Origin of the sequence: Akkermansia massiliensis, assembly GCF_018847375.1 — a bacterium.
Lineage (GTDB): Bacteria > Verrucomicrobiota > Verrucomicrobiia > Verrucomicrobiales > Akkermansiaceae > Akkermansia > Akkermansia massiliensis.
In genome coordinates, this window is the sequence record NZ_CP072036.1 from 2818874 (window position 1) to 2842654 (window position 23781).

Genomic DNA, 23781 nt, shown 5'->3' on the forward strand with positions numbered 1-23781 from the left:
CGGCATTCTCCGCATTCCCGGCCTTCTTCTTTCTTCCTTCAGGCTATTCCTTATAGTAACTGTAATGCAAAGGATTTTTAGCATTTTCTCGTTCATCATTTGTAATGTATTCATAATTAATAAATATTAACTGTCATAAAAATCATTTCATGAACCGTGAAATCATGAAAAAAACTTCATTTTTCAGATTCCCGGCACGATATTCCCTTTCTGTACGCCATGGCGGCCGCAGGGGAAAGCGCGCGCCCTTTCCCGGCGGAATCTTCCGGAGGCGTTCTCCTCACCAGCGCGATGCTCCCCAGGATGACGAACAGCCCGGCCATCCGCGCCCACGTCATCCCTTCCCCTCCCGCCGCACACCCCAGGACGACGGCCACCAGGGGGTTCACATAGGCGTGCGTGCCTACTTCCGCCGCCGGACGAACCTTCAGCAACCAGATATAGCTGGTGTACGCCAGGACGGAGCCGAACAGCACCAGATAAAGGAGTGACAGCCACGCGGAAGCAGGAACTTCCTCCCAATCCATGTTCTCCGGCTCCTTCCGGACGAGGGCCCAGCACCAGAACATCACCCCCGCCGCGAGCATCTGCCACGCCGCCCCGCCCACATTGTTGACCGCCTCCTCCGCGCAGGAACGGTACTTGGCGTACAGCGTCCCCAAAGCCCAGGAAACGCAGCCGAAAACCAGCAGCAGGATACCGTGCGCGCCCTGGCCCCCCCCTTCCTCCCGTCCAAGTTGCTCCGCGAACAAAAGGCCCACTCCCAGGAATCCGGCCGCTATCCCCGCGAAAACGGAAATGCTCCGGAAATTCCTGCGCCACATGGGAACATCCAGCGCGATAATCCAGATGGCCGTGGACGATGCGATGATCGCCACCAGGCTGCTGCTCAAATACTGCTGGGCCAGCATGACGACGGCCATATCCACGAAAAGGAGGATAATGCCGCTGACGGCGGACTTCCGGACCAGGGGACCCCGGAAAATATCCTCCCCCCTTGCCCGCCCGGCCAGCAGCAGAAGGAGCCCCGCCGTGCAGAAGCGCATTCCGCCCAGCAGAAACGGAGGGAACCCCTGCAGCGCCGTCCCGATAAAATAATAGGTGGACCCCCACACCACGTAAATCATCAGATACGCGGTGATGACTCCCAGCCGGCCCGGCGGCTCCGTGATTGGATAAACAGCCATTGGAAAACCTCCATGAACTCTTTACTTGTTAAAAGGAGCCGCCTTCCTTCCGGGGAAAACCGGAGTCTTCCGGAACAACCGGAGCCTTTTCCCGTACGTCAGCATGCGCCAGCCCCATTCCAGGGGGCCGAACAGGCAGAACTTCAGCCAGACGCGGCTGAACAGCGCCTGGAACAGGAAGACGGAGGCAGCTACCAGTTCCACCTGCGCCAGCCCCAGCCGGGCCCCCAGGCGGAAGCCTATTCCGTAAAACAGGACGATGCCCAGCACGGACTGCCCGATGTAATTGGTCAGCGCCATCCGCCCGGGAGCCGCCAGCGCCCGGAACAAGGGAGCGTCCTTCCGGCGAAGGAACCACAGGCAGAAAACGGACACATACGCCAGGCTGAGGGGAATAACGCTGACGGCATACAGGAAGGCCACGGCCACGGGTACGCCGCCCAGCAGGTGAAGCGCATGGGCGGCGTACAGGAAGGAAAGGGGCAGCCCCGCCAGAAAACCGCAGCGGCATACCCTCTTCAACAGCGTCCGCCGCCTCTCCAGATTCGCATAAATTCCGTTCCTTCCCACATACAGCCCCAGCAGGAACAAGCCCAGCACCTTGAAGACGCGGTTGCTCTCCAGCAGCTCCTGGACGCGGATGAACGCCCCGGACAGGGTGAACTTCAGAACGTCGGAATAATGTTCCCCGTCCACCAGCCATCTGCCGAAATTCGCGTCCGTAATCCCGCTGAGGCCGTTGAAATACCGTACTGCGCCCCCCACCGGAGCGGCGAGGTCAAACCGGTAGCCTGAAAAAACCTTCAGGGCATCCATGAGAACAGGGCAGAAAACAAGCGCGGCGGCAATCGCCAGCAGCTTTCTGTCCGGCACATTCCGGAACAGCGGCAGCAGCAGGCCGGCCAGCGCATACAGAAGCAGGATGTCCCCGCTCCACAGGAGCATCAGGTGCAGCAGCCCGATCAGGGCCAGAAGGCCCATCCTGCGGTAAAAAACGGCGATGCCGTCGCGCCCCTTCTCCATGGAATGCGACATCATGATGGAAAAGCCGATGCCGAACAACAGGGAAAACAGGCTGTAAAACTTGCCGTCAATAAACACGTACTGGAGGAAGCGGACCACCCGGTCGATTCCGGCGGTGGGCATGGCGGAAACAACCTCCGGACTCTGGAACGTGTACAGGGAAAACTCCGGAAAATTCGCCAGGCAGATGCCGAAAAGCGCCAGTCCCCTCAAGGCGTCCAGAATCACGGAACGCTCCCGCGTGCTGACGGGGCCCATCCTGTCAACGGGAGGCATCCGCCCCTCCTTTCCCATCACCGGGCACCGCAGCGCACGCATTCAATAAATATTTTATTTTCATATCATTAAAAAAATCTCATGTATCTTTAATATCTTTTCTCCCAAAAAAATGAGGCAACAGGCCCCCGCCCGGGAAAAACAGCCTTCTCCCGATTCCTTAAAAAAGGAACGCTGCCCCATCCCGGAAAACCGGGATAAAAACCTGCCGGACAAACCGGAAGGTCAGCGTTTCACGTCAATGGTCACGCGGATCTTTCCGGAAACATCCAGCGCCTTCATCCCTTCCCCGTCCACGCTCCCCAGAATCACCAAGCCGCGGGACGGCTCGAAGGCCTTCCTGAAAATGCACAAATTGCCCCACGGGGCGTAATAGGCGATGGCCCCCCGGAAGGGTTTCCCCATGGCCGGAGACCCGGCGGTGGACAACTTGCCGGGCAGAGGGCTGATCTTCTCGGTATCGCCGTAATCCTCCAGCGTCAGCGTCAGGGGAAGCCGGGCCACGAAATCCCTGGCGGCGGCATTGTCTTGAAGAGTGGCGGCAATTTCCTTTTCTCCTGCTTTAATCGTAATATTCATGGTGTTCGGGGATGGCTGGGGAATCTCCGGCTCCGCGGCGCAACAGGGGGCAAGGAAAGCCCCTGCCGCGTACAAATATGGTAATAATTTTTTCATCGTCTATATTTTAATAGGAATGGCTGCCCGGCAGGATTGAACGGGACCGGGAATCCCCGCGAAGAAGGAAAAAACGGCTGCCGGCCTTCTCCGGCAACGGAAGGCGCACCACGGGCAGAAGAAAAGCCGGAAACATTGCCGGAGCTTTTCTTCCCGCGGCGCCCTCATCCCCACCCGGGAAATCGGACGCCGCGGGAAGCTGTCTCACCTATCCTCGCTGGGCGCAAAAAACATTCTATATGAAATCCGGTTGATATTATTCCATGGGCGGTTTTACGGCTGATCTTCTTTAGTGGGGAAAAAGGCTCAAACCCCTATCCCCATGATTCTGGCCTGCTTCATGGCCGGATTGCCCTTGATGCCGCCCATCTTCCAGGCCCCGGTGCCGTAAACCACGCCTTTCTCCACCGCCCCTTCCAGGCAGTCCAGAAAACCGCGGAAGCACTCCACGGTGCGCTCCATATTGGCCCGGTTATCCTCCGCCGCGGCCAGAATGAAGTAAAACTCCTTGTCACGGATGTCCAGATAACGGGGGACCGTGCGGTCGATAAACGTCTTCATCTGGCCGCACAGCGTATAAAAATACACGGGAGTGGCCAGCACGATGACATCCGCTTCCAGCAGCTTGTCCAGCAACTCTTCCATATCGTCCTTCTGGAGGCAGGCGTGGGTGTCATGGCACACGCCGCAGCCGCGGCAATAGCCGATGCGCTTCTCCGCCAGGCGCACCTTCTCCACGTCATGCCCTGCGCCCCGCGCCCCCTTCATGAACTCATCGCACAGGAGGTCGGAATTGCCGCCCTTGCGCGGACTGGAGGAAATGATTAAAATCTTCTTGCTCATGGTACAGGCTCCCCGGCTTACAGATAAGACTTCCGGTAAATGGAAACGCAATCCTCCACGGACAGCTCCGCGCGGTCGCACTGGAACAGGAACCCCATGGTTTCCCGCGCATTGTGAGCCATTTTCCCGAACTCCTCCGGCGCAATGCCGTAATCGCTCATGCGCAGGCCGCTTACGCCGCAATCCCGTTGCAGCCTGTCCAGCATGGTGATGAAATCCATGGGGTCCGCCGCCTCCGGCATTCCCATGGCCTGCGCCATGCGGACAAAGCGTTCATCCGCCACATGCCGTTCAATCAGGTGCGTAAAATACGCCTTGCTGATCATGATGAGGCCGGCCCCGTGGGGCAGCTCCTGATGGTAGGCGGACAAGGCATGCTCCAGGGAATGCTCGCTGGTGCAGCGGCCCACGCACATCACGTAGCCGGACAGGGTATTGCCGAAGGCCACATGGGTACGGGCCTTCAGGTCGGAGCCGTCGGCCACCGCCCTGGGCAGGTAGCGGCTGATATGCTTAATGGCCTCCAGGGCGTACATGTCGCTCATCAGGTTCGTGCCGTTGGAAACGTAGCCCTCCACGCTGTGGAACAGGGCGTCAAAGCCCTGGAAGGCCGTAAACAGCGGAGGAACGGTAAGCATCAGCTCCGGGTCCACGATGGAAAGCGCCGGAAACAGGTCCGGATGGACAAAGCCCGTCTTTTCATGCGTTTTCTCGTTCGTGATGACAGTGCCCGCGTCCGCCTCCGATCCGGTGCCGGCGGTGGTGGTAATGGCAACGATCGGCAGGGGCCTGTTGGAAACCGGCTTCCCCTTCCCCGTGCCGGAGGGAATGTAATCCCAGTAATCGCCGTCATTCACTGCGATCAGCGCGATGGACTTGGCGGCGTCCATGCAGCTCCCTCCGCCCAGGGCGATGATAAAATCGCAGCCGTGTTCCCGGGCGAACCGGCCTCCGGCATTGACGGTTGAATTCAGGGGATTGGGCTCCACCCGGTCAAAGACGGCGCAGGCGATTCCGGCCTTGTCCAGTTGCCCCGTGAGGTGGTCCAGATAACCGTTGGCCCGGGTGGACTTCCCGTTGGAAATGACGATCATGGCCTTGCGGCCCGGCAATGCTTCCGCATGCAGGTTCTCCAGTTGCCCGGCCCCGAAAAGAAGCCGGGTGGGCACATGCATGAGAAAGGCGGAATGGGTATGGTTTGACATGATGACAGGTTGGTTTAAGGGCCGCTTCCCGGACTCCCGGAACACCCGTCCGGAAACGAGAAGCAACACACTACCTATCATCTAAAAGGTTACACCTGCTCTAATGAAAGAAAAATCTTAAAAATAATTTTATCTTCATTTCAAATAACTTATTACCAAATATTTCCGACACAAAAAAAATAATTAACCCCTGCCGTTTCCTCCTCAAAAAAGAGCCGATTTCTATTCATTCCCCCACCGCCACGGAGAAGCTCCGCAACAATGGAAGCTCATCCGGACTCCGGTTCCCCACTGGAACCTTTCATGCTTTCGCAAGCCGTTTCAACCGGGGGAAAACGGACCCGGCTTCATCAAACGCGGCCCCTGTTTATTTCCGGGAGCGGCGCCACAAAAAACCGCTCAGGAACTCCGGCCAGGGTCCGGCTTACGGCCTTATGGAACAGGAAGACTTGGATGCCTGCAAATCGGAATTGTCCATTTCTACGGCCAGCCAGAACACGCCGACGGCCAACAGGCCGAAAGCACAAGCCCCCGCGACGGAAAGAACGGTCATCACCATTTTCTGCCGTTCCGCCTTTGCCCTGCATTGACGGACCAGCGTTTGCAGTGCGCCGCAGACTGCCCCGAGGCGGCCGCGCCATCCTTCTTCCCCGGAGGGCTGTCTTTTGGGATGCAGGTCGGACCTCATCATCACGGAATACGGGAACGGCTCCGGCTTCATCATGGAAATGTCCAAAGGCATGTACTTCATGACTTCTTTTTAACGATATTCGTTAATCAGTCAACATATTTTTCACGGATTTAATTTACTTCTTTCTATCGACAATTCACGAAAATCGTGTATCATCAAGCCATGACACCGACAAAAGGGGACGTGAAAAACTGGCTGAAAGCCATCGGAAAGGACCGTGACTGGCTCGCCAGGGAATGCGGCACGGAGAAAGGAACGGTCAACAACTGGCTTTCCCCCTCCGGCCCCTTCCCCTCCAACGCCATTTTGAAAATCCACTCCCTGATGTCCCAATACGGGCCGGCTCAGCCGGAAAATGAGGCTATCCAGACCAACCGCCTTGTGCTGGAAATCACGGAGGAACGCATGCGGAAATACGAAAGGGCCGCTTCTGAAAAGGGCATGCCCCTGCGCCAGTGGCTGACCGAGCTGGCGGATGAAGCGGCGGACGTGCGCCAGCTCCGGACGGAGCAAAGCTCCTTCATTCCCTTGGCGGAACAACTCCCGTCCCTTGCCGGACATGCCGGGCGCGAGTACAGCACGCAGATTGTCGGCAACATCGCCGCGGGCTCCCTTTCGGAAAGCGATACCGTCCCGTCCACCATCTACATGGAAAGGCCCCTAGGCAAAAACGAATACGTGGTCCGCGTAGAAGGAAAATCCATGGAACCCCTCATCCCGGACGGCGCGCTGGTAGTCATGCGGCGCCATACGGCCCCGCCCGTCCCGAAACCGGGAACCATCGTGGAATACAACGACGGACGCGGAGTGACCCTGAAAAAACTGATCCGGAGGAAAAATGCGGAAACCGGAAAAACGGAATACCTGCTCCAGCCCCTCAATCCCGCGTTCAAGGATATTGCCCCCATGGAGGGAGGCAGCATCTCCGGAATATACGTGGAAACGCTCGCGAACTACCGCAAGGGGTAGCCTTCTGCCCCATCATACAGGAAAAGGCGCTCCCTGTTCCCCATCCACTCCCGCCTCCAAAGCCGTCTTCCCTCCCTGCCCGGCGGTGATTCCCCCTATTCCCCCTATTCCCCCTATTCCCCCTATTCCCCCTATTCCCCCTATTCCCCCTATTCCCCCTATTCCCCCTATTCCCCCTATAAAGCCCTATGATAAAGGACAATGGATGAAAGAACTTGCAGGGTGGAATGGTATTTGATTAGGTAACGCGAAAACTCTGCGCCTCCGGATGATTTCTCCCCTGTACGGGGCTATCCGTAGCGGGGAATGGGCTGATACGGCGGAAACTCTCTCAAAGCAAAACGAAAATAACATTAAAAACAGCTTCTCCTATGTCGAACCCACAGAACTCTCCCATCCCACCCGGAAGTGAAAAACATCACTACCACATTCTTGACGGATTGCGCGGGGTGGCCGCCATTGTCGTCGTGTGGTTCCATATCTTTGAAGCCTACGCCACCAGCCATGTGGACCAAATCATCAACCATGGCTACCTGGCCGTCGACTTCTTCTTCATGCTGTCCGGCTTTGTCATCGGCTATGCCTACGACAACCGGTGGAAAACGATGACGACCGGGGAATTCATCAAGCGCCGCCTTATACGCCTGCAGCCCATGGTGGCGATCGGGGCGGTCATCGGCGCGCTCATCTTTTATTTCCAGGGCTGTTCCGTATGGGATGTGTCCCAGGTCACGGTCATCTCCCTGCTGGTCGCCACCTTCGTCAATGTCCTGCTGATTCCGTCGCCTCCCGGTCTGGAAATCCGGGGACTGGGAGAGATGTACCCGCTCAACGGGCCAAGCTGGTCGCTATTCTTTGAATACATCGGCAACCTCCTCTATGCGCTGTTCATCCGGAAACTCTCCACGCGCTCCCTGGCGGCGCTGGTGATCCTGGCCGGATGCGGCCTGGCTTCCTTCAGCTTCTGGGGGCCCAATGGAGACATATGCTCCGGCTTCGCCATGACCGGCACGGAATGGACAGGCGGCTCCCTGCGCCTGCTGTACTCCTTCTCCGCCGGGCTGCTTCTGTTCCGCCTGTTCAAGCCCTTCAACATCAAGGGTTCCTTCTGGCTATGCGGCATCTCCCTCGCCATCCTGCTGGCCATGCCCCGCCTGGGAGGAGAAGACGCTTTCTGGATGAACAGCCTCTATGAAACCGTGTGCTTCGCGGTCTTCTTCCCCCTTATCCTCCTCTTTGGCGCTTCCGGAAAAATCACTGATCCCTATACGGATAAAATATGCCGGTTCCTGGGCAGAATCTCCTACCCCCTGTACATGGTGCATTACCCGTTCATCTATCTGTATTATGCGTGGGTGAAAAACGGAGACCTCTCCTTCTCTGAATCCCTCCCCGGTGCCCTGGCCGTCGTCATCGGGAGCATCCTGCTGGCCTGGCTGTGCCTGAAATTCTACGATGAACCGGTCCGGAGCTTCCTGGCAAAGCATTTCCTGAAACGGAAAAATAACCGCAGCCTTGAGCCTTCATCTTCCGTACTCCAAAAAAAGACGGACGGCTAAAAGCCGCCCGTCTGAATGCGAACCAATGTTCCTGCTGTCGTTTGATTCGGACAGCCGCTTCAAGCGTTACTGTCCATCAGTCCAGAGCAGGCCATGACCGTTATTTACGCCTGCCTCACGCTTGGACAGTTTGCGTGATGACGACTTTTTCATAGGCTTTGACTCCGGCCGCCTCATGGTTGCCATCCGTCGCAAGGATGAGCGAGCCATGCCGCGTTTCTTCCGCAGCTCCGGCTGATACGGTCACGACAGCGCCGTTCTCCCAATGCTCCGCACCTGCGTCCAGCCAGTCGGGCTTTGAAACCAGCGTCCATGCAGAACCGGCGCCGGAATTCAGCGTCAACGAAGAGCTTCCCCCGGCAGAAGGCAGATCAATACCGGATAAAGGAGCATTCGAATTGCGCTCAACCCATTTGGAACGGGAATAGGGAAGCGGCTGCTTGCCGAGCCAGTCCCTCAGCTTGTTATCTTCCACGTGCGCTATGGCGGAATAAATTTCACTGTTACCATGAAACAGCAATTGAGCTTCAGTGATAGCGTAACCCTGTGAGGCCGGCGTAGCGGCGATAAGCTTCAGTTCTCCTGAGGGCGTCACGTAATACACGTCCAGATACTGGTGGCGGTAGGCATAAATGAGGCGTGCCATTTTAACATTGTAAAATTCCTCCGGCATATCCCATTCATAAACGCTCAGCACCCCCGGAGCCACGGCGGAATTCGAAAGCCTGGAATGATATTTCACCCGGAATTTGCGCAAAGCACTGTCGATTTGAAGACTGATATAAATGCCGGCGGCATTGCCTGTTTGCCGTATGGTATGGGCATAGGCATAATGATCTTCCGGAGGAGCGGTAAAATCCGCAAACGTGCATGAGCTCACCTCAAAAACGGCCCGTTCATCCGGAACAAAATTGATTTGTACGACAACCTTGTCCTTGCTCCACCATCCCCACGGGTTTCCGGTGCCTCCCACTTTTACCGGCCTTCCGTCGGCAGGCCTGGAGATATTGAACCCCATAGGCCCCTTCTGCTTAACCGTCGCGTTGAAGGCGCTTATCAGAGGTATGCAGGAACAAGCCGTCACCTTCGCGAGCATGCGCCCGGTTTCCAGTGCGTCCGATGTTACGGGGCCGTTCAGAACGACAGCCCCGTTGAATGTTTCCACGCCTGCGTGCGTGTTGTTGCCGGTGTAAGTGCCGGATGCGTCAGGAATAGCGGCGGCGGAATTCCAGGCCGTACGCTCTTCTTCCGTAAGATGCATCGTTGTATTCCCGGTATGTCCGGTTACTTCCTCCTGGGATGCCAGGGTGACTCCATTGAGAATATTAATAGTATTCATGGTTTTGTTTATTATTGTTACTTGTAATGAAGTGGCATGACGACTCTGCTGCCTTCATATCCATGATGGTAACTCCGAAAACATTCTCACTCGCGAAAAGCCTGCGGTCTTCCCGGATTTTGACAGTTTCAACGGTTAGATGGCTTCTATGGTGTTTCCACAGGAGCCCTTTTTTCCAGCCGGGACAACAGGAATCTGATCCAGCCATCCCCTGGTTTAACGTGTCCTCCATTTTCCGAATACACAGCAATCATTGCTGCCACTTCAAAAAAATCCTGTATCTGTTGCAGAAAAATAGCATCCTGCATGAAGCGTCAACTTCCTCCAGGATATTTCTCCACCCTATCTTAAAACATTCATCGTCAATGATTTTCTAAATATACAACAGACAGCCTTGATTTTATTGACTGTAACATTCAGGTTTCAGCAGGCAGTAACGGTTTTGACGATAATTCCGGTTACTCGGGATAATAGGATACTATTAGAATGGCCCGCAATTGTTATTCTCTGAAAACAAAAAACTTCCTGAAATTAGGAAGTTAAAAATGGAGCGGATGATGGGATTCGAACCCACGACATCAACCTTGGCAAGGTTGCGCTCTACCCCTGAGCTACATCCGCTTGGATGGGTCAGCGGACCGGAACCGACCGCTGGGGAGGTTTATACGCCCGTTGCGGGAAAAAGCAACCTTTATTTTGGCAATTTCCCCATACGCCATCCATCCTTTTTCTGCCGAACTGCATCAAAGTGTGGCTTATAAATGAAATTCTCTCGTCAGAATGAAAGACACATTCTATGCTGTGGCGGCATGAAAGAATTGCTCATTACCCTGATCACGCTGGCGGGCCTGTTCATCGGCGTGTATTATCACGATTCCCTGGTGGGAGGCGGACAGGCAGACCAGCAGAAGGCGGAAGCTCCCGCCTCTGAACAGTAGTCCCCGGCAATCATGAACACGGCTTTCCGGAAACCCTGTTTTTCCGCCATTCTCTGCGGAGCGGCCCTGCTGGCTCCGCAGGCGCGGGCGCAGTCCGCCGACAGCGCCGGAATCCTTTCCACCACGCCGCAGTCCGTGGAGGACCTCCAGCGGATTGAACACCAGCTCCAGCAGGTGCTTCCCCGGGTGCTCCCCGCCCTGGTCTGCATTGAAGTGAACAACGGCAGCGGCACCGGCATTCTGGTTTCGGAAAAAGGCCTGATTTTTTCAGCGGCCCATGTCGTTGATAAACAAGGAACCGTGCTCAAGATCATCCTGCCGGACGGCACCCGCCTGCCGGGAAAAACCACGGCGCAGAACAGCGATTCGGACGCCGGAACGGCTGAAATCACGACCAAATTGAACAAGAACCTTCCCCGCGTGGAGAAGGCGGAGAAACTGCCCCGCGTGGGGGACTGGGTGTTCGCGCTGGGGCACGGAGGCGGCCTGGACCAGAAACGCGGCCCGATGGTGCGCCTGGGGAGGGTGGTTTCCCTCAAGCACGGCGTCATTCAGACGGATTGCAAGCTGATCCGCGGGGATTCCGGCGGCCCTCTTTTCAACCTGAACGGGGAATTGATCGGCATTCACAGCCGGGTGGGTTCCGGGCTTGAAGACAATCTCCACGTTCCCATGAAGGATTTCGACGCACTGATGGAATCTCCCGCAGGCGGAAAGGCCCCCCTGCCTCCGTCACCGGAACGGGACGGCTAGCTTTTTCCCTCCATGGTCATGAAACTCTCCTCCTGCGCCTGCCTGCTGCCCCTGGCCTGTTCCCTTCTTCCCTCCGCCCTGGCGGAAGGGTTTAACGGGAGCCTGGATTTTGAACAGCGCATCAACGGGAAAACCGTTCTGAAAACCATTGAGCCCATCCGGGAACGGCTCCAGGATTTGAGCGCGGTTTTCTTTTCCGGCCATGACGTCGTGATTTACGGCATTGTACTGAGTCCGGACGGCTACATCGCCACCAAGGCCTCGGAACTCCATTACCACCAGAACCTGGTGGTCCGGATAGGTTCCTCCAAGTACGGCCATTTCAAGGAGATTGGCACGGACCCGGCCACGGACATTGCCGTGGTGAAGGTGGACGCCGCCAGCCTGCCCGCCCCCGGCCCCGTCAGCAATGAGGCCGCCATGGGCATGATGGTGGTCAGCAACGGCTCCACCACCCGCACTTCCAGGCGCCCCCAGCTGGGCACCCTAAGCGCGGCGCGGCGGCCCATCCCGAACGGAGACACGGCCTACATGGGCGTGATTTTCGGCACTCCCTGCTCCATTCAGGAGGTCGTCAAGGACGGTCCCGCCGCCAAGGCGGGAGCCATGGCCGGAGACGAGATTCTGGAGGTGGACGGCACGCCCATCACCACGCTGGAAGCCGTTTCCCCCATCCTGTCCAAGAAGGAGATCGGGGAAAAAGTGACGCTGAAGGTCAGGCGCAAGGGCAAAAAGCTTTCCTACGCCATCACGCTGGGCTCCCGGCGGCAGGCCCTGGGGGAAGACGCTCCCGAGGATTCCAACGACCTGATCAGCGGGGGCTTCAGCAAACGCAGGGATGATTTTCCGATGGTCCTCCAGCATGACACCCCTTCCCGGCATACGCTGATGGGCGGCCCGCTGCTCAACCTGAAAGGGGAGCTCATCGGCATGAACATCGCCAGAGTGAACCGGGCGGAAAATTACGCCCTGCCCATCAGCGTGGTGCAGGAGAGCGTGCAGCGCATCCTGAAAAACGCGCCGCAGCCGGAAAGGAAGCCGCAGGGGGATTCCTGAACCGTCTTCCACTCCTTTCCGGCGCAGGGAACGGCCCGGCGTCCATTTTTCTTGTTTTTCCTCCCGCGCAACAACCGGCAACACCGGGCGGATTACATGCCCGGAACGTCCGCGGCGTCCGGCACCGTCTTGGGCTGCACGGTGGGGTCATAATGGACGGCTCCCGTCACGCGCACGCTGCCGTCCGGGAGAAAGACCATGGAGGGGGTGCCCATCACCTTTTTGTAGTATTGGAGCTTTTCCATGGTTCCGCGGTAGTTGATGCGGGAATACGCGCCCAGCATGGGCGTGGTGGGGAAGAAGACGTGCACGTTCGCCTTGCCGTCCACCATGCACTGCGGGCGGGTGGTGCCCAGCCAGTCCCCGATGCATACGGCATTGTAGGCCACGCCCGTATCCGGGTCCTTCGTCTGCACGTACAGTTTCTGGATTCCGCGCACGGCAATAGTGCAGATGGAGAAGGTGCACCGCTTGGCGCTGGAGGGAATGGCTACGGTCTGGGACCACATGGGCGTGCCCGTCCGGACGGCGAACAGGGATTTCTGGGAGGCGAACATGTCCTTCTGGTTGGGCATTTTCACGACGGCCTGCACATGGTAGTTCCCCTCACGTGACAGGTCATAGAAGTGCCGCAGGTCAATTTTACGGGAGACGCTCATGCCGGCCGGCACCTTGAGCGGAGGGAACATGGCGAATTTGGACTGGGGGAGTTCCGCGCCCGCGGTGGAGTGCTCCACATGGATGTCCAGCCAGGAGGAATATTCCTGGCTTTTCAGTTCCACGGGCACGCCGGAGTTGTTGGTGATGGTCAGCCTCATGTACATGGCCTCCCCGCTGAGGAAGGTTTTCTTTTCCGGAACTACTTTCACATAGATCTGGGCCAGGGCCCCGGACGCCCCCATCAGGGCCAGCAGCAGCATTGCAAGGATGTGTTTCATGGTATTGGTTTGTCGAGTATGTGTTTTTAAACAGGTCAGCGGACGTCCCGCACGATTCTGAAGCCCAGGTTGTCCCGGCTTTCACCGCGGGAGCGCAGGTATTCCACCCGGTTGGTGATGCCGGGCTGCCTCCAGTCCCCGCCGCAGGCCACCGGGCCCGGCGGCTCCTTCACGCGCGCGGGGTCCTTTTCCATGGAAGAGGTCCATTCCATCACGCCGGAAGCCATGCCGCAAATGCCCGTCTTTAAGTCGTAATCATTGCTGTATCTGTCAATCACCAGGGTCTTGTCTCCCTTTTCACCCGTTTCCAGCATGTTCCCCAGGGCCATCCATTCCCCGCGCGCGGGCAGGCGGTAACGCGGCTCTCCGGGGGCCACGGGCTTCCAGCTCGCGTATGCCCAGGCATCCCAGAAGGTGACGTTGACGACGGGGGAGCGGGGCGTTATTTTCCTGCCCTTCCATTTGCCTCCTGGAGTGGAGGCCGCCTTCCACATGGCTTCCCAGTCCTCGGGGATATGGGTGGCGGTCTGCTTGTCCGGCTGGTCCGGATGGGAGTATTCCTCCCTCAGTTCCGGGGTAAGGCGCTCCCACTGGTCCAGAAACAGGCGGTAGGATTCCAGGGTAATTTCATGGGCCCCCACGATCAGTTCCCCGCCGCCGGGAAGGTTCACGCGGACTTCCGTATGGTCGCTGGCGGAGAAATCCGGATAGTGTTTCGGCGCCGGGGGCGGAGCAGGCGCGGAGGCTTCCTCCCGGGGGAATAAAAGAAAAACGGCAGCCGCGGCTATTCCTGCGCCCAGCAGGCCCGTTCCAGTCCAGAGCATCCATTTTCCGGAGTTTCTGCGGGGTTCCACGGGAACGGTATAGCGGTGCGTGGTGGCCCGAGGGGAAAGCCCCAGCTGTTCGCGGACCGCGGCAATCAGCTCCATGACCTGGTCCCACTGCATCGGCTTGCCGTTCTGGCCCTCCCGCATCCATTCCAGCAGGGTGCGCATGCGGGTGGTTCCGGGCACGTCCGGCATCACCAGGGGCAGCAGGTCGGCCCCCAGGCGTTTCATCTGCGCACGGGATATTTCTTCATGAAAGTCGCCGGGCATGGCCGTATTCATCAGCCGCACGGCGGATTTGTCATCCAGGAAGATGTGGCGCGGCTCCATGACGTTGAAGGCGGTTTGCAGGCGTTCATACCTGCCGCACATGCCGCCGACCGTTTCAATCACTTTCAGCAGGTCCTTCATGGACAGGGTCTGCCCGCGGTCCAGCATGGACTGGAGGGAGGCCCCCCCCAGTTGCTCGCTGGTGACGAACCAGTACCCCTGGGCCTGGGATGCCTCATAGACGGTTCCCAGCACCGGCGCGCTGACGGCGGCGCGCGTGCGGGCCTTCATCAGAAAATCCTCCACGCCCACGCCTTCCGGGTTGTCCGGCTCCAGCAGCTCCAGGAACACGGAGCGGTCCATGCCCTGCTGGATGGCCTGGTAGAGCATCCCCCCCCGCGTGCGGCCAATGAACGCCACCAGCGTATAGTCGCCGAAGTTGTGGGGGAGGTCGAACATGGACGATTCAGGCATCAGGGAGGCAGCAGGGAGTCATAGGAGTCGGAAACCGGAGACGCCTCCACCGGGGGAAGCAGGCCGCCGTCATAAATTTCAGGCATGCCGGAAGGGGAACTCTGGTTCATCTGTTCCAGCAAAAATAGCACAGGCGGGGAGGCATGGCAATCCATCGGTTCACCCTTGTAGTACAATTTGGCGGTGTAGCCGTAGTACTTGAGGCTTCCGTAAGCGATCGTCTCCTCCTCCGTCAGGGGGGGCATATAGTAGGTCACCTCCATGATTTCCTCTCCGTCCGCCCAGTCCGCAGGTTCCGTGACGCACCGCGAGGAGGGTTCCGGAGCGTGCGTTTTTTCCACCTTTTTGCCGTTGACCTTGTCAAAGAACTGGACGATGACGCGCAGGTCCTCCGGCCTGACGTTCAGGCCATCCTTCATCAGGATGGGTACGATCAGCTTGACGCGCTCCCCGGCTGGGCATTCCGGGTCCCGGTATTCCAGAATGGTGCCGAAGGACATATCGCCCCGCAGGTCCGCAGGGCTGGAAAAACCGGCCTGGAGGTGCTGGGCCGCGCGCGCAAAGTATTTCCCCGCCTTTTCCCGCTGGGTGTATACTTTCAGAAAAAATTCCCGGGATTTATCCGCATTCCTCAGCCATTCATAGGTGAGGCCGTAGTAATAAAGCACCACCGGGTTGTCCGGCTCCAGCCTCATGGCCTGCTCCAGCTTCACCACCGCTACTTTAAGGTCTCCGTCAATCTGGGCATACCGCGCCGCCTTGACCAGCTCCGCCACCTCCTCCGTCATGGGCGGCATGGCTTCCGCCGGGTTCTCAGCCGGCAGGGGTGACTGGCCGGAGACGCCTTCCCCTCCCGGGACTGGGGCTGCCACTGCCGCAGGGACCGGGTCGCCCGCCGGATCCGACAAATCGGCGGCCCGGAGCATTTCCTCCACGGAACGGGGTTTTTCAGAAGAACCCGCCGGAACGGCCGCAATGCCTGCCGTATCCGGTTCGTCCCCTTCTTCAACAGCCGCCGGCCCTTCCGGATTTTGCTGCACCGGAACGGGTACGGGCGTTTCCACCACTTTTTCCACCACCACGGTGCGGGCGGTCAGGCTGAAGGAGACGCCCACCATCAGCAGCAGGACGAACGCCAGCGCGCCCAGCGTCCAGCAGGCGATGCCGAACGCGCGGTCACGGGCCTTCTTTTCCGGTGGAAGGGATTCGCTCATACGGCATCCTCGTCATCCTTCCGGGCAGGCGTGCCGCCGGACTCCGGAGCTTCTTCATAGTCAACTACCTCACCCCGGTAAAGGGAAAGAAGGGCCTTCATGAAATCTTCCGCGTTATTGGGGGAATCCTCCTTCCGGAAGCCGCCGTAGGTCAGGCCGTCCAGCCTGATCCGGTCCCCTCCGCATCCCGGGTTCAGCGTCGCAATAGCCAGCCCCTTCATCTTCCATCTGCGCAAGTCCAGCCGGGCGATGTCATCCACGCGGAAGACCCTGCCGGCAGCCGTTACCTGCCCTTCCTTCAGGGCCATTTTCCTGCCGCGCGTCCTCACCAGGAAAAACAGCGCCACCAGGGCCAGCACCATGCAGATGCTTCCGGCCACCCATTGTTCAAAAATCTTGGAGGCGTCATACGGGTGGTCCACCGGCTTGATGGGGTAGCGCTTTTCTCCGGAATAGGATTGCCACGCGGCGCTCCAGCCCTTGCCGGGGGCGGACATCAGCCTGTAATCCGCCAGAACGTCGGGCCACGGCGTCGCGTCCCGGTCCACGCCGGACGGGACCTGGTACCCTTCCGGGAATTCAACCGTGCGCTCCAGAACGGTGCGCTCCCAGTCCTGCGGGGAGGCCCCGTTCCCGCTCACCTCACGGTCAAAGAGGGCTCCCGCGTCCACAAACGCCTTGTGCATGAAAAACTCCAGGTTCTTCTGGGGATACCCGGTGGAAGCATCGTAATAAAAATACACTCCGAACCCCAGGAACATGAGAGCCATGATAACCGCCCTGCCGGTAAACCACATGGTCGGCTTACATTCTACCGTGTCAGACTGCATGTTTCTTACATACCAGCAATTCCATGCCCTTGACCATAAAAAAAGTGCACGGCATCCACCTTTGCGGGAAAGCGGGGCGCCATGCCGCCCGGAGGACAGTCCGGACGCACGGCTCCGGAAGAAAAAAAGCCCCGGCATTCCCCGCCGGAAACATACTTGAAAAATCACTTTTTACCTTCTTCTTGGCTTGATTTATTTTGTGAAAGTTAAATAATAACACGCGCAGGGATTCCCCGGCACGGCCATACCGGCCGGGAATGCTGCAATCCCGCACACCGGCCGCATCATTTTTACCGCGTATGAAACCAAGCAATCCCCAATACCGCCGCATGGATGCCGATCCCGGCTACCATCCCCAGGAAGACGACCAGGTGGATGCCGACATGGAACAGGCCCAGCTCCGACTGGAACAACTGCGGAAGGAAAAGGAGGAGGTGGAAAGCTCCCGCCGCCGCCTGGAGGAAACCCACCTGCGCAAGGCCCGCTTCATGGACCAGCAGAACGAACTGGGCGACCGCATGGTCAACGCCGCGGACCTCATCGGCAGGGAGGTGGAAAGCCTTCGCCAGGAAAGCAATGAACTGGAGCAGATTCACATGGCCCTGACGCGGAGCCTGAAAATGCTCAGCACCGTGCGCCCGGACGAATGGCCCATTGAAAACACGGACAACCTCATCAACCAGGGCCAGCAGGTCATCGACCGCTGCGAGGAGGAATTCGCGGACGCCGTCCAGCAGTGCGCCCGCATGCAGCACACCAAGGTGCTCACGGGCGTGCGCCGTTCCAGCAAAGTGCGCATCAGCTCCCGCGAATTCATGACTCAGTTCCTCCAGGGCCTTTCCTTCCACCTTCCCCTGCTCCTGATTGCCCTTATCATCCTCTTCTTCATCTGGATTTTCAGCCCCTCCGCATCATGATTAAAAGAAAGACCAAACGCCGTTCCTCCGAACTGGCAGAACTGGACCGCGCCTCACGGGAAATTGAGAACCGCATCCAGGAATTGGAAGCCTCTCTCAAACGTCCGGCCCAGCAAACGCGCATGCGCCTGGACCGCAATACCATGCCCCCGCCGGACCGCGTGCGGGAAGGCACCCAGAACCGCGCCCTGCGCGCCGTGGTGGCCCGCGACGGCCGCGCCACCAACATGAGGCGGGAGCTGCGTGAAAACTTCATGCTGCTGGGCCTGCTGGTCTGCGCCATCGCCGCCTCCTTCTGCTGGATCGTCCGCCTGCTGGAACAGCAATAGGCCTCACCCTCCCTTTCTCTTATATATTACGCACGTTCCCATCATGAGCACGCCCCAAATCGACGTAGCCTACATTGCCAAACTGGCGCGCATCGACCTGACGGAGGAAGAAGCCGCCCTCTTTTCCAAGGACCTGGACAAAGTCCTGGCCTACATCACCAAGCTGGAATCCTACGACGTCACAGGCATCGCCCCCATGAACCATCCCCTGCCCACGATGGACGTAATGCGCAAGGACGTTCCGGAACCCGGCCTTTCCCAGGAGGAAGCCCTTTCCAACGCCCCCCAGCAGTCCCAGGGGCAGTTCCGCACGCCCAAGGTGGTGGAATCCGCCTGACATCCTCCCGGTCCCTCCCTTTTCACGTTTCAACCGTTCTTATCCCTTTCTTTCCATGTCAAGCATTCAAGGCACCCTGGCCCAGTGGCGCGACCGCCTGCGCCGCAAGGAACTTTCCCCCGCCGAACTGGTCAACCTGACGGCGGACGCCATTGAGGCGGACCGGACCACCAACGCCTATATCTCCTTTGACCGCGAGGCCGCCCTCAAGGCCGCGGCCGCGGCCGATACGTCCAGCCCCCTGGCCGGCATCCCCATCGCCGTGAAGGACAACATCAACGTCCTGGGCCAGCCGACACGCTGCGCCTCCCGCCTCCTGGCTCCCTATGCTTCTCCCTATGACGCCACCTCCATCCGCCTGCTGAAGGCGGCGGGCGGCATTCCCCTGGGCCGCACGAACATGGATGAATTCGCCATGGGCGCCAGCGGTGAAAACTCCGCCTACGGCGTCACGCGCAACCCGAACGCTCCGGACCACATCCCCGGCGGTTCTTCCAGCGGCTCCGCCGCCGCCGTCGCGTCCGCTACAGCCATCGCCGCGCTCGGTTCGGATACGGGCGGCTCCATCCGGCAGCCCGCCGGGCACTGTGGCATCGTGGGCCTCAAGCCCACCTACGGGCGCGTTTCCCGCTACGGGCTGGTGGCCTTCGCCTCTTCCCTGGACCAGATAGGCCCCATGACCCGGACGGTGGAAGACGCCGCCATCCTGCTCCAGGCCATCTCCGGGCACGACCCGAAGGATTCCACGTCCGCAGACGAGCCCGTGCCGGACTTTGAGGCCGCGCTGGGCCGTGACGTCAAGGGCCTGAAAGTGGGCATCCCCGCGGAATATTTCACCTCCGGCAACCATCCGGGCATTTCCGAGGCCGTGCAGAACACCGTGAAGCAACTGGAAAGCCTGGGCGCGGAACTGGTGGAAATCAGCCTTCCCCACGCGGACGCCGTGGTGGCCGCCTATTATATCATCGCCTGCGCGGAGGCCTCCTCCAACCTCTCCCGGTTTGACGGCGTGCGCTACGGCAAGCGGGCGGAAGACGCCGCCGGCCTGGTGGAACTTTTCTCACGCACCCGTGAAGAAGGCTTCGGACCTGAAGTCAAGCGCCGCATCATCCTGGGAACCTACGTCCTCAGCTCCGGCTACTATGACGCCTACTACTCCCGCGCGCAGAAGGTCCGCTCCCTGGTCGCCAGGGACTTCGCGGAAGCCTTTTCCAGGGCGGACATCATCGTAGGCCCCACCTCTCCCGCCCCCGCCCCCAAAATCGGGGACTCCGCGCTGGACCACCTCCAGACCTACCTGGCGGACATCTACACCATCCCCGCCAACCTAGCCGGGCTGCCCGCCATGTCCATCCCCTGCGGAACCGTGAAGGAAGGCGGCATGGAGCTCCCCGTGGGCTTCCAGATGACGGCCCCCCATTTCCGGGAAGACCTTCTCTTGAAAACCGGATTTGCCCTTGGGAAATAATCGGAATTTTTCAACGCAAGCGCCCGGCAGACTGTCTCACCCGCTATTAAGAATCATGGACACCCGAGAATTCAACGAAATTATCGCCGCGAACTCATCGTGGATTTCTGCTCTCAGAACGGAGGTAGGCAAGGTGGTCATCGGCCAGCAGGCGCTGGTGGACAGGTTGATCCTCAGCCTCCTCTGCAAGGGACACGTCCTGCTGGAAGGCGTGCCCGGCCTCGCCAAGACGCTCTCCGTAAAAGCCATGGCGGGCACGCTGCACGCGCAGTTCGCCCGCATCCAGTTCACGCCGGACCTTCTGCCGGCGGACTTGCTGGGCACCATGATCTATAATCCGGAGGAAAGGCAGTTCACTGCCAAGAAAGGCCCGATCTTCGCCAATCTCATCCTGGCGGACGAAATCAACCGCGCCCCGGCCAAGGTCCAGTCCGCCCTGCTGGAAGCCATGCAGGAACGCCAGGTAACCCTGGGGGAAACCACCTACCGCCTGCCGGACCCCTTCCTGGTGCTTGCCACGCAGAACCCCATTGACCAGGAAGGCACCTACCAGCTTCCGGAAGCCCAGCTTGACCGCTTCCTCTTCAAGGTTCTGGTCACCTACCCCACGCGCGAAGAAGAACTCCAGGTGCTGGACCTCATGGCCAGCTCCGCCAAGCCGCCGGAAACCTCCCCGGTCACCACGCCGGAACAGGTGGCGGCCTCCCGCGACCTGGTGAACCAGATTTACATTGACGACGCCGTGCGCGGCTACATCGTGGACCTGGTGCGCGCCACCCGCTTCCCGGAAACGGTGGACGTGAAACTGCGCGGCCTCATCCGCGCGGGCGCATCCCCGCGCGCCACCATCAACCTGGCCCTGGCGGCCCGCGCCAACGCCTTCATGCACCACCGCTCCTTCGTCACCCCGCAGGACATCAAGGACCTGGCCCATGACATCCTGCGCCACCGCATCCTGCTCTCCTATGAGGCGGAAGCGGAAAACATCTCCACGGACGACGTCATCGACCACATCCTGACGAAGGTTCCCGTGCCGTGACGGCAGGAGGCGGCTCCCCCGTCCGCCCTTATCCTTCAGCCCCCGCGGGGCGCCTCACCGGAACCTGATTGAATTCAAACAGGGAGGATCACTTCATGGATAAAGCCTCAGACATTCTCAAGCGCGTGCGCCGCATTGAACTGCGCGCCAGGCATCTGGCCACGGAAAACTTCGCCGGGCAATACCAGTCCGGCTTCCGCGGCCAGGGGCTGGACTTTGACGACTTCCGGGAATACACGCCGGGAGACGATCCCCGCTTCATTGACTGGAAGGTGACGGCCAGGATGAACTCCCCCTTCGTGCGTCGCTTCCGGGAGGAACGGGAGCAGGCCGTCATTCTGGCGGTGGACGTCAGCGGCTCCATGCACTACGCCTCCTCCGCGGCCCGGGCTTCCAAGCTGGACTATGCGGCGGAAGTGGCCGCGGTGCTCGCCTTCAGCGCGGCCCAGAGCGGGGACAAGTGCGGCCTTCTCATTTACGGGAACAGCCACTCCCATTACATTCCCCCGGCCAAGGGCATCAAGCAGACCCTGCGCATCGTCCGTGAAATCGTAGCCAGTAAAAACGACGGGGCGGATCAAAGCATCGCGGAGGTAGCCCGGCAGCTCGTCCTTTCCCAGAAAAAGGCAGCCATGGTCATCATGCTCAGCGACTTCTGGAGCGAGCACAACAAGGCCGCCCTGGGACAGCTCAACTTCAAGCACGACTTCATCCCCATCCGCATCGCGGACCCGATGGAGCTGCACCTTCCGGACGCCGGGCGCGTCATCCTGAAAGACCCGGAAACCGGCAAAAGCATGTTCCTGAACCTCGCCCGCCAGGACGTCCGGGAAGCCCACGCCAACGTCGTGCACCTGCACCGTGAAAAATGGACGCAGGACTTCCGCCGCCTGGGCATCGATTTCCTGGACCTCCAGACCACGGACAACTTCATGCCGCCCCTCCAGGCCCTCTTCACCAGGAGGTCCCGCAAATTCTCACGCTAAACCCTTCTCCGCCAGCCATGCCAGCACCCGCCACCTTCCAGACTCCCCCCACGGCCATTCCGGAACCGCCGGCCTTCCCTACGCTGATGGAAACGCAGTCCCCGGACGCCTACCTTCAAGCGGGCTTCTGGGATACGTGGGGCATCTGGATCATGCTCGCCTCCATCCTGCTGGCCGTCGCCATAGCCGTCATCGTGCTCATCCGCAGGAAAGGGCGCACCCCCGCCGCGCCGCTCAGCCCGGCGGAAACCGCTATCCGGGACATCACGATGCTCCGGGAAACCCACCCCTCCCTCAGGCAGGCCGCCGTGGAATTCTCCCTGCTCCTCCGGAAATACCTGGTGGGGGAAACCAAAGACCCGGCGCTGTATGAAACCCAGCAGGAATTCAACCGCCGGGCGGACGCGCTCACCGCGCTCCCCTCGGAACTCCAGGGTCCCACGCGCGACCTGCTGGACCGCATGGCCTCCCTGAAATATGAGCCGGACACTCCGGAAAACGACTCCCTGGTCAACGAACTGGCGGACGACACGGTCCAACTCATCAACGACATAGAAGCGGACGCACACCGCACGAAGGAGGAAACGGACCTCGTCGTCAAAAAACCTTCCCCACGCCCCAACCAACGCTAGCACACCATGACGGAACACTTCCAATTCGCACAACCTGAATGGCTCTATGTCCTTCCCTTCATCTTGTGCCTCATTATCCTCCGCCGCAGGCGGGGGGCGGAAGGCTCCATCACCTACCCGACCGTTCGCTTCATCTCCTCCCTGGCGCGCAATCCCCAATCCCTGGCCGGAAAAATAGGGGCCATTTGCTTCGTGCTGGCGGCGGCGGCCCTCGCCATCGCGCTGGCGCGCCCCCAAAAAGTGGAGGATAAAACCTTCCGCACCGTCAACGGCATTGACATCATGATCGCCTTTGACCTCTCCTACTCCATGGAGACGCCGGACATGGTCCTCAACCGCATGCCCATCAACCGCCTGGTGGCCGCCAAGCATGTCATCACCCAATTCGTCGACAGCCGTCCGGACGACCGCATCGGCATCGTGGGCTTTGCCGGGAAAACCAAATCCTTCTGTCCGCTCACGCTGGACCACGCCCTGGTCAACGGCATCATCCGGGACTTCCATCCTCGCATGATCCAGGCGGACGGCACGGCCATCGGCTCCGCCATTGCGGCGGCGGCCACCCGGCTGGACGACCGCAAGGACACCAAATCCAAAATCATCATCCTGGTGACGGACGGCGCCTCCAACTCCGGCCAGATATCCCCGCTGGTGGCGGCGGAAAACGCGGCCAAGCTGGGCATCAAGATTTATACCATCGCCGTGGGCACGGAAGAAGGCACCCTGGCGAACGGGATGGTGGTGCAGAGCGAATTTGACGAACCCACCCTGCGGAAAATAGCCCAGCTCACGGGCGGGGAGCACTTCCGGGCCACGAACATGGCCTCCTTCAACAAGGCGTTCGCCTCCATCGGCAAGCTGGAAAAAAGCGAGGCCAAGGTGCAGACCGTCCGCCACATTGAAGAATACTTCATGTACTTCCTCGTAACGGGCGCCGCGCTGACGCTTCTGGGCCTCTCCCTGCAAGTGCTCAAACCGGCCCCCGCCCCGTAACACCATCCCTTTC

At 59.6% G+C, this 23781-nt stretch carries 25 protein-coding genes and 1 tRNA gene; 13 read left to right on the plus strand and 13 right to left on the minus strand.

Features of this window, described 5'->3' with window-relative positions; genetic code table 11:
* Positions 1-176: 176 nt before the first annotated feature.
* The 6 genes from J5W70_RS11785 to J5W70_RS11810 form a co-directional block, all read right to left on the minus strand.
* Positions 177-1187: an EamA family transporter gene (locus tag J5W70_RS11785; protein WP_022397140.1), complete on the minus strand. Its 1011-nt coding sequence runs from the start codon at positions 1185-1187 to the stop codon at positions 177-179.
* Positions 1188-1208: 21 nt separating this feature from the next.
* The gene (locus tag J5W70_RS11790; RefSeq protein ID WP_022397141.1) at positions 1209-2528 is read right to left on the minus strand and encodes a DUF418 domain-containing protein; all 1320 of its coding nucleotides are present in this window, start codon (positions 2526-2528) and stop codon (positions 1209-1211) included.
* Positions 2529-2711: 183 nt separating this feature from the next.
* Positions 2712-3065 (minus strand): cyclophilin-like fold protein, encoded by a 354-nt coding sequence (locus J5W70_RS11795; RefSeq protein WP_022397142.1) that lies wholly within the window; start codon positions 3063-3065, stop codon positions 2712-2714.
* 402 nt (positions 3066-3467) lie between these two features.
* A complete protein-coding gene (locus J5W70_RS11800) occupies positions 3468-4004 on the minus strand; it encodes a flavodoxin family protein (RefSeq protein WP_022397143.1) in 537 nt (178 codons plus the stop codon).
* A gap of 17 nt (positions 4005-4021) precedes the next feature.
* Entirely contained in the window at positions 4022-5209 is a 1188-nt protein-coding gene (locus J5W70_RS11805) for an iron-containing alcohol dehydrogenase (RefSeq protein ID WP_257228291.1), read from the minus strand.
* 424 nt (positions 5210-5633) lie between these two features.
* Complete coding sequence (locus tag J5W70_RS11810) at positions 5634-5960, minus strand: hypothetical protein (RefSeq protein WP_022397145.1); 327 nt, start codon at positions 5958-5960, stop codon at positions 5634-5636.
* A gap of 102 nt (positions 5961-6062) precedes the next feature.
* On the opposite strand from J5W70_RS11810, the gene J5W70_RS11815 reads away from it, so the two are divergent.
* Together J5W70_RS11815 and J5W70_RS11820 are read left to right on the plus strand one after the other, a co-directional pair.
* Positions 6063-6869: a LexA family protein gene (locus J5W70_RS11815; protein ID WP_022397146.1), complete on the plus strand. Its 807-nt coding sequence runs from the start codon at positions 6063-6065 to the stop codon at positions 6867-6869.
* 371 nt (positions 6870-7240) lie between these two features.
* On the plus strand, positions 7241-8428 hold the full coding sequence (locus tag J5W70_RS11820; protein ID WP_022397148.1) for an acyltransferase family protein: 1188 nt from the start codon (positions 7241-7243) through the stop codon (positions 8426-8428).
* A gap of 115 nt (positions 8429-8543) precedes the next feature.
* On the opposite strand, the gene J5W70_RS11825 is transcribed toward J5W70_RS11820, so the two are convergent.
* From J5W70_RS11825 to J5W70_RS11835, 3 genes are all read right to left on the minus strand, one after another.
* Complete coding sequence (locus tag J5W70_RS11825; RefSeq protein WP_215841920.1) at positions 8544-9524, minus strand: hypothetical protein; 981 nt, start codon at positions 9522-9524, stop codon at positions 8544-8546.
* A gap of 389 nt (positions 9525-9913) precedes the next feature.
* Positions 9914-10075, minus strand: coding sequence for a hypothetical protein (locus tag J5W70_RS11830; RefSeq protein ID WP_180973612.1), 162 nt, complete (start codon positions 10073-10075; stop codon positions 9914-9916).
* A 238-nt stretch (positions 10076-10313) separates the two neighbouring features.
* Positions 10314-10388 (minus strand) — tRNA-Gly (locus tag J5W70_RS11835).
* Positions 10389-10576: 188 nt separating this feature from the next.
* Between J5W70_RS11835 and J5W70_RS12865 the strand changes: the two genes are divergently transcribed.
* From J5W70_RS12865 to J5W70_RS11845, 3 genes are read left to right on the plus strand one after another with little or no spacing between them, the layout of a single operon-like run.
* Complete coding sequence (locus J5W70_RS12865) at positions 10577-10705, plus strand: hypothetical protein (protein ID WP_022397150.1); 129 nt, start codon at positions 10577-10579, stop codon at positions 10703-10705.
* A 12-nt stretch (positions 10706-10717) separates the two neighbouring features.
* The gene (locus tag J5W70_RS11840) at positions 10718-11458 is read left to right on the plus strand and encodes a S1C family serine protease (protein ID WP_022397151.1); all 741 of its coding nucleotides are present in this window, start codon (positions 10718-10720) and stop codon (positions 11456-11458) included.
* 12 nt (positions 11459-11470) lie between these two features.
* Positions 11471-12514: a S1C family serine protease gene (locus J5W70_RS11845; RefSeq protein WP_022397152.1), complete on the plus strand. Its 1044-nt coding sequence runs from the start codon at positions 11471-11473 to the stop codon at positions 12512-12514.
* A 92-nt stretch (positions 12515-12606) separates the two neighbouring features.
* Here J5W70_RS11845 and J5W70_RS11850 read toward each other — a convergent pair whose 3' ends face one another.
* Genes J5W70_RS11850 through J5W70_RS11865 form a run of 4 tightly spaced genes read right to left on the minus strand, consistent with a single transcriptional unit; the run spans position 12607 to position 17007 of the window.
* Positions 12607-13452, minus strand: a complete 846-nt coding sequence (locus J5W70_RS11850; protein ID WP_022397153.1) for a hypothetical protein — start codon at positions 13450-13452, stop codon at positions 12607-12609.
* A gap of 35 nt (positions 13453-13487) precedes the next feature.
* Complete coding sequence (locus J5W70_RS11855) at positions 13488-15023, minus strand: SUMF1/EgtB/PvdO family nonheme iron enzyme (RefSeq protein WP_215832835.1); 1536 nt, start codon at positions 15021-15023, stop codon at positions 13488-13490.
* Complete coding sequence (locus J5W70_RS11860) at positions 15023-16237, minus strand: tetratricopeptide repeat protein (protein WP_022397155.1); 1215 nt, start codon at positions 16235-16237, stop codon at positions 15023-15025. Before J5W70_RS11860 ends, J5W70_RS11855 begins: the two co-directional genes overlap by 1 nt.
* The gene (locus tag J5W70_RS11865) at positions 16234-17007 is read right to left on the minus strand and encodes a hypothetical protein (RefSeq protein WP_215832836.1); all 774 of its coding nucleotides are present in this window, start codon (positions 17005-17007) and stop codon (positions 16234-16236) included. The genes J5W70_RS11860 and J5W70_RS11865 overlap by 4 nt, the downstream gene beginning before the upstream one ends.
* A gap of 359 nt (positions 17008-17366) precedes the next feature.
* Between J5W70_RS11865 and J5W70_RS11870 the strand changes: the two genes are divergently transcribed.
* From J5W70_RS11870 to J5W70_RS11905, 8 genes are all read left to right on the plus strand, one after another.
* A complete protein-coding gene (locus J5W70_RS11870) occupies positions 17367-17984 on the plus strand; it encodes a hypothetical protein (RefSeq protein WP_102733284.1) in 618 nt (205 codons plus the stop codon).
* Entirely contained in the window at positions 17981-18313 is a 333-nt protein-coding gene (locus J5W70_RS11875) for a hypothetical protein (RefSeq protein ID WP_022397158.1), read from the plus strand. Before J5W70_RS11870 ends, J5W70_RS11875 begins: the two co-directional genes overlap by 4 nt.
* Positions 18314-18356: 43 nt before the next feature.
* Positions 18357-18650, plus strand: a complete 294-nt coding sequence (gatC, locus tag J5W70_RS11880; RefSeq protein ID WP_022397159.1) for an Asp-tRNA(Asn)/Glu-tRNA(Gln) amidotransferase subunit GatC — start codon at positions 18357-18359, stop codon at positions 18648-18650.
* 55 nt (positions 18651-18705) lie between these two features.
* On the plus strand, positions 18706-20118 hold the full coding sequence (gene gatA, locus J5W70_RS11885; protein WP_022397160.1) for an Asp-tRNA(Asn)/Glu-tRNA(Gln) amidotransferase subunit GatA: 1413 nt from the start codon (positions 18706-18708) through the stop codon (positions 20116-20118).
* Positions 20119-20173: 55 nt separating this feature from the next.
* Positions 20174-21157 (plus strand): AAA family ATPase, encoded by a 984-nt coding sequence (locus J5W70_RS11890; protein ID WP_012420813.1) that lies wholly within the window; start codon positions 20174-20176, stop codon positions 21155-21157.
* Between the two features lie 95 nt (positions 21158-21252).
* A complete protein-coding gene (locus J5W70_RS11895) occupies positions 21253-22143 on the plus strand; it encodes a DUF58 domain-containing protein (RefSeq protein WP_022397161.1) in 891 nt (296 codons plus the stop codon).
* A gap of 17 nt (positions 22144-22160) precedes the next feature.
* Positions 22161-22775 carry an MMPL family transporter gene (locus J5W70_RS11900; protein ID WP_022397162.1) on the plus strand — a complete coding sequence of 205 codons (615 nt, stop codon included), beginning with the start codon at positions 22161-22163 and terminating at the stop codon, positions 22773-22775.
* Between the two features lie 6 nt (positions 22776-22781).
* Positions 22782-23768, plus strand: a complete 987-nt coding sequence (locus J5W70_RS11905; protein ID WP_022397163.1) for a VWA domain-containing protein — start codon at positions 22782-22784, stop codon at positions 23766-23768.
* Positions 23769-23781: the final 13 nt, after the last annotated feature.